Origin of the sequence: Dietzia sp. SLG310A2-38A2 (assembly GCF_014145095.1) — a bacterium.
Lineage (GTDB): Bacteria > Actinomycetota > Actinomycetes > Mycobacteriales > Mycobacteriaceae > Dietzia.
Window position 1 is genome coordinate 13,271 of sequence record NZ_JAALDX010000548.1, and the last position, 4,848, is coordinate 18,118.

The 4,848-nt window shown below is 64.5% G+C and carries 5 protein-coding genes and 2 pseudogenes; 5 read left to right on the forward strand and 2 right to left on the reverse strand.

The annotated features are described in order from the left end of the window. Positions 1 to 424, reverse strand: a 424-nt coding sequence (locus G6027_RS18030) for a helix-turn-helix domain-containing protein (RefSeq protein WP_206682517.1), incomplete at its 3' end; no start/stop codon positions are given. Positions 425 to 520: 96 nt separating this feature from the next. Here G6027_RS18030 and G6027_RS18035 point away from each other — a divergent pair. Beyond that, a complete protein-coding gene (locus G6027_RS18035; protein ID WP_069389782.1) occupies positions 521 to 1,687 on the forward strand; it encodes an acyl-CoA dehydrogenase family protein in 1,167 nt (388 codons plus the stop codon). 54 nt (positions 1,688 to 1,741) lie between these two features. Here the strand turns inward: G6027_RS18035 and G6027_RS18040 are convergent. After that, positions 1,742 to 2,098 (reverse strand): annotated as a pseudogene (locus G6027_RS18040) (transposase); the annotation flags it as partial. Positions 2,099 to 2,156: 58 nt separating this feature from the next. Between G6027_RS18040 and G6027_RS18045 the strand changes: the two are divergent. The 4 genes and pseudogenes from G6027_RS18045 to G6027_RS18060 form a co-directional block, all read left to right on the forward strand. Continuing rightward, positions 2,157 to 2,462 carry a transposase gene (locus tag G6027_RS18045; RefSeq protein ID WP_069389780.1) on the forward strand — a complete coding sequence of 102 codons (306 nt, stop codon included), beginning with the start codon at positions 2,157 to 2,159 and terminating at the stop codon, positions 2,460 to 2,462. 196 nt (positions 2,463 to 2,658) lie between these two features. Further along, complete coding sequence (locus G6027_RS18050) at positions 2,659 to 3,747, forward strand: IS110 family transposase (RefSeq protein ID WP_069389779.1); 1,089 nt, start codon at positions 2,659 to 2,661, stop codon at positions 3,745 to 3,747. A gap of 199 nt (positions 3,748 to 3,946) precedes the next feature. Continuing rightward, entirely contained in the window at positions 3,947 to 4,192 is a 246-nt protein-coding gene (locus tag G6027_RS18055; protein ID WP_228549072.1) for an IS3 family transposase, read from the forward strand. Between the two features lie 12 nt (positions 4,193 to 4,204). After that, positions 4,205 to 4,732, forward strand: a pseudogene (locus G6027_RS18060) (IS3 family transposase); the annotation flags it as partial. Positions 4,733 to 4,848 lie beyond the last annotated feature (116 nt).

A 4,848-nucleotide genomic window follows, 5' to 3' on the forward strand; every position in this document is an offset into this window, starting at 1 on the left:
CGAGGAACCGTGTGCGCCCCAACCTGGCCCGGTGCGTCTCCTTGTTCTGCTGGCGCGCCGCCATGAAGCGATACAGGTTGGGATGACCGGCAGCCCATCCGATGGCAGCGCCTATCACGCCTTCGATGATGGTGGGAGCTGTACCGCTCACGCGCATGGCGGGACGAACGGTGTCGATGAGCTGATCAGCCGCGAATCGGAGCACTTCTCGTTCGAGGTCTTCCTTGCTGTCGAAGTGCCGGTAGACGTGAGGCCGCGCAACGCCTGCCCGTTCCGCGATCTGGGCAGTACCGACGCCGGGACCGTACTCCTCGATCGCACGAGCCGCGGCCACCACTATCTGCTCTCGTCGTGCCGACCGGTGCGATTCGTGCGCCGTCGATCGGCGCACCACGGCCGTGTCCACCCACCTCGCAAGATCCACCAGCACATTCTAACCCGAAAGGGACTGGCGCGGTACAGGGTGTACCCGTAGCCTTCGGGTACACCCTGTACCCGGCACATAATCTTTGGAGGACCCATGCCCAGCCGCCGTTCACCCTGGATGAACCAGGACCTCGACGACTTCCGTCAACTCGCCCGGACGTTCTGCGAGAGGGAGATCAAGCCCAACATCGAGCGGTTCATCGAACAGAAGCGCGTCGACCGCGAACTATGGACCCGCGCCGGCGAGCTCGGCCTGTTGTGCGCCTCCGTTCCCGAGGAGTACGGCGGGGGCGGCGGCAACTTCTTCCACGAGGCGATCCTTATCGAGGAGCAGGCCCGCATCGGTGACAGCAGCTGGGGGGCTGCACTCCACAGCGGCATCGTGGCGCACTACCTGCTGCACTACGGCACCGAGGAGCAGAAGCGCGAATGGCTGCCCAAGATGGCCTCCGGCGAGGTCGTGACCGCCATTGCGATGACCGAGCCGGGGACCGGTTCCGACCTCCAGGGAATCAAGACGAAGGCAGTCCGAGAAGGCGACGACTACGTCATCAACGGAGCCAAGACCTTCATCACCAACGGCTACCACGCAGACATGGTGCTCGTCGCCTGCAAGACCAGCCCGGATCAGGCTGCTGCAGGCGTCTCACTGGTCATCGTGCCGACCAGCTCCGAAGGATTTCGGCGCGGCCGTGTCCTCGACAAGATCGGCCTCAAGGGGCAAGACACCTGCGAGCTCTTCTTCGATGACGTACGTGTGCCTTCCAGCAATCTGCTCGGCACCGAGGAGGGGCAGGGCTTCGTCCAGCTCATGATGCAGCTCCCGCAGGAGCGGCTCATCGTCGCCGTCAGTTGCGCCGCGTCGATGGACTTGATGCTGGACCTGACACACGAGTACACACTCACGCGCGAGGCGTTCGGCAAACCGATCTTCGGATTCCAGAACACCAAGTTCAAGCTCGCCGAGGTCGCCACCGAAGCCCGCGTCACCCGCGCCTTCATCGACGAGTGTCTCGACCTGCATGTCAAGAGCGAACTGGACATCCCCACCGCCGCGATGGCGAAGTACTGGAGCTCCGAACGCGCTCAGCAAGTCGCCGACACCTGCCTGCAACTCCACGGCGGCTACGGCTACATGGAGGAGTATCCGATTGCGCGCGCATGGACCGACCTGCGGGTCAGTCAGATCTACGCCGGCACCACCGAGATCATGAAGGAGATCATCGCCCGGTCACTCCCGACACCTGTCATGGGACAGTAGTCCGTACCCGACGCGCACTCGCTCGCTCGGCGAGCACTCCGTCCGCCAGCACGCCTAAACACGTCTCTGGTGGTCCGCATTTGAAGTCTTCTTACGGTTGGCTTTCGCGAGGACTTCGTCGGCGGTTTTCGTCCAGACGAAGGGGTGGGAGCGGTTGTTCCAGCCGTCGATGAAGGTGCGGATCTTGGCGTTGAGGTCCTTGACGGAGGTGAAGAACCCGCGGCGGATGGCCTGGCGTTCGACGATGCCGAACCAGACCTCCACCAGGTTCATCCACGAGGCGTGAGTGGGTGTGAAGTGGACCGTGAACCGTGGATTGTCGGCCAGCCAGGCCTTGACGTTCGCGTGCTTGTGGGCGGCGTAGTTGTCCATCACCAAGTGCAGCTCGGCCGGCTGGCCGTCGGCATCGACGTGCATCGCCCCGGGTTTGATGGAGACATCGATTACCCGGGAAGGGATCATCAGAACCATGGGAGCACCTCGCAAGTACCCGGACGAGCTGCGCGAACGAGCGACGCGGATGGCGTTGGAAGCACTGGCCGACCCCGACCGCTCACACGGTGCGATCGTGCGTGTCGCTGAGCAGCTCGGCGTGCACCGCGAAGCACTACGGGCCTGGGTCCGTAAAGCCCAGGCCGAGGGCCAAGACGCCTCGTCGGTCTCGGCTGATCGCGACGCCCGCCTGGCCCAGCTGGAGAAGGAGAACCGCGAGCTGCGGCGGGCGAACACGATCTTGAAGCAGGCGTCGGCTTTTTTCGCTTCAGTACCACAATGATGATGCCCGGTGGGGTTGGCTCGTTTTTTCGCTGCCATAGGTGGCTTGTCCGCGATGTGCCGCTCCACCGGGTGTGCATCGCTGATCAAGGCCGTGGCCTGATAGGAGCTTGCTCGCTCGTCCTGCCCGACTGAGGCGTGCCCGACCTCGGTCGGCGGTGCCGAACGTACGGCAACGGATCAGAAGGAGGCCCGCGGTGACTGTCATCGGAATTGATGCCCACAAGAACTGGCACACGCTCGTAGCTGTCGACGAGGTCGGCAGGAGGATCGATGTCCTCACAGTCGAGGCCCGGGCGGCCGGGCATCAGAAAATCATGACCTGGCTCGAGCAGTTCGAGGAGGTGATCATTGCGATCGAGAACTGCCGGCACCTGACCCGGCGCCTGGAAGCCGACCTGCTCGACGCCGGGCACAAGGTCGTGCGAGTCCACACCCGGCTGATGGCGGGTATGCGCCGGTCGGGTCGCGAACCCGGCAAGTCCGACCCGATCGACGCAGAGGCCGTGGCACGCGTTGCCCTGCGCGAAAGTGACCTACCGACGGCCGAGTTGCCGGGGCCGGCGCGGGAGATCAAGCTACTGTCCGACCACCGTCGCAGCCTGGTCGCTCGCCGTACCGCATTGCAGTCCAAGGTCCGCTGGTTCCTGCACGAGATCGACCCTGACCTGCAGATACCGTCCCGGGCGCTGCGTCGTTACCATCTTCTCGATGAGCTGATTACCCACCTGGACGGCCTGACCGGGGTCGTGCCGGAGATCGCCCGCGACATCTTGGAGGACATCCGATCGCTCACCCGGCGGATCAACGAGATCGAGAGCCGCCTGAGCAAGCTGGCGCGCGCGAATCATCAGCACCTGCTTGAGGTCCCGGGGCTTGGGGTGCTCGGAGCGGCCATGATCATCGGCGAGACTGCCGGGGTCAGGCGGTTCAAGTCCAAAGACGCCTTCGCCCGTTTTAACGGCACGGCTCCGATCCCAGTGTGGTCTGGCAACAAGGTCCGCGTCAGGCTGTCCCGGGGCGGTAACAGGCGCATCAACACCGCGCTGCACATGGCCGCGGTGACCCAGCTGCGGCTCGGCGGCGAAGGCACCGACTACTACGACAAGCTCATCGCCGCCGGCAAGACCCGAACCGAGGCATTGCGACTGCTCCGCCGCCGGATATCGGACCGGGTGTTCGCAGCGATGCGCGCCGACGAAGCACGGCCCGTGGCCGAGGCCACGTCGCCGCCTCCAACTGCAGCGCCACGCACTCCGATCCCTGCAATTCAGGCGGCGGCGTGAGCGGGGCTTGACATAGGAGCATCGCGGAGCTGGACCGTCCACAGCGCTGAAGGTTGAGTTCATCGACCGCCACAAGGACGAACACGGTGTCCAGCCGATCTGCGACGCACTGTCCGAGACCAGCGCCGCGATCGCGCCTTCGTCCTACTACGCCGCCAAGACCCGACCGCCCTCAGCGCGGTCGGTTCGCGACGCCGAACTGACGGCCGCGATCACCACGATGTACGAGGAGAACTACCACGTGTACGGCGCCCGCAAGATGTGGAAGGAGATGGGACGCGCCGGCCACCAGGTCGCCCGCTGCACCGTCGAACGCCTCATGAGAGCTGAAAGACTCAAGGGGGTCCAGAGGGCCAAGTCGCCGCGCACCACTCGGCCCAAGGCTGAGACCGAGCGGCCCGCTGACCTGGTGGAACGCAAGTTCGTCGCCGAGCGGCCAAATTAACTATGGGTAGCCGACATCACCTACATCCGCACCTACGCCGGGTGGGTGTACGCGGCGTTCATCATCGACGTCTACTCGCGGATGGTCGTCGGGTGGCAGCTGTCCAAGAACCTCTACACCGACCTGGCTCTGGACGCGTTGAACATGGCGATCTGGCAGCGCACCCACGCCGGCGACGACCTGGGCGGCCTGATTCACCACAGTGACCGCGGCGTTCAATACCGGGCGCTGCGCTACACCGAGCGGCTCGAAGAACAGGATCTGGTGGCCTCGGTGGGTTCACGCGGCGACTCCTACGACAACGCGATGGCCGAAGCGTTCAATTCTCTGTTCAAAGCCGAGTTGATCCGCAACCGCCACAAGGGGCCATGGCGGGACATCGACGACCTTGAGATCGCCGTGGCCGAGTACATCGACTGGTTCAACCACCGCCGGATCCACGGCGAGATCGGCTACGTCCCACCCGCCGAATACGAAGCACAACACGCGGTGGCCGAACCGTCACCCGAGCCCGTCGACGACCTCGTCGACGCCACATAACCACACTCTACAAAACCCGGGGCTTGACAGCTCGGTCTTCCCAGCACCGAAAACGATATAAGCCCTGAAACGCCGGCTCGCCGCGGAAGGAACCAGCTTCCGCGAACTCCTCCAGG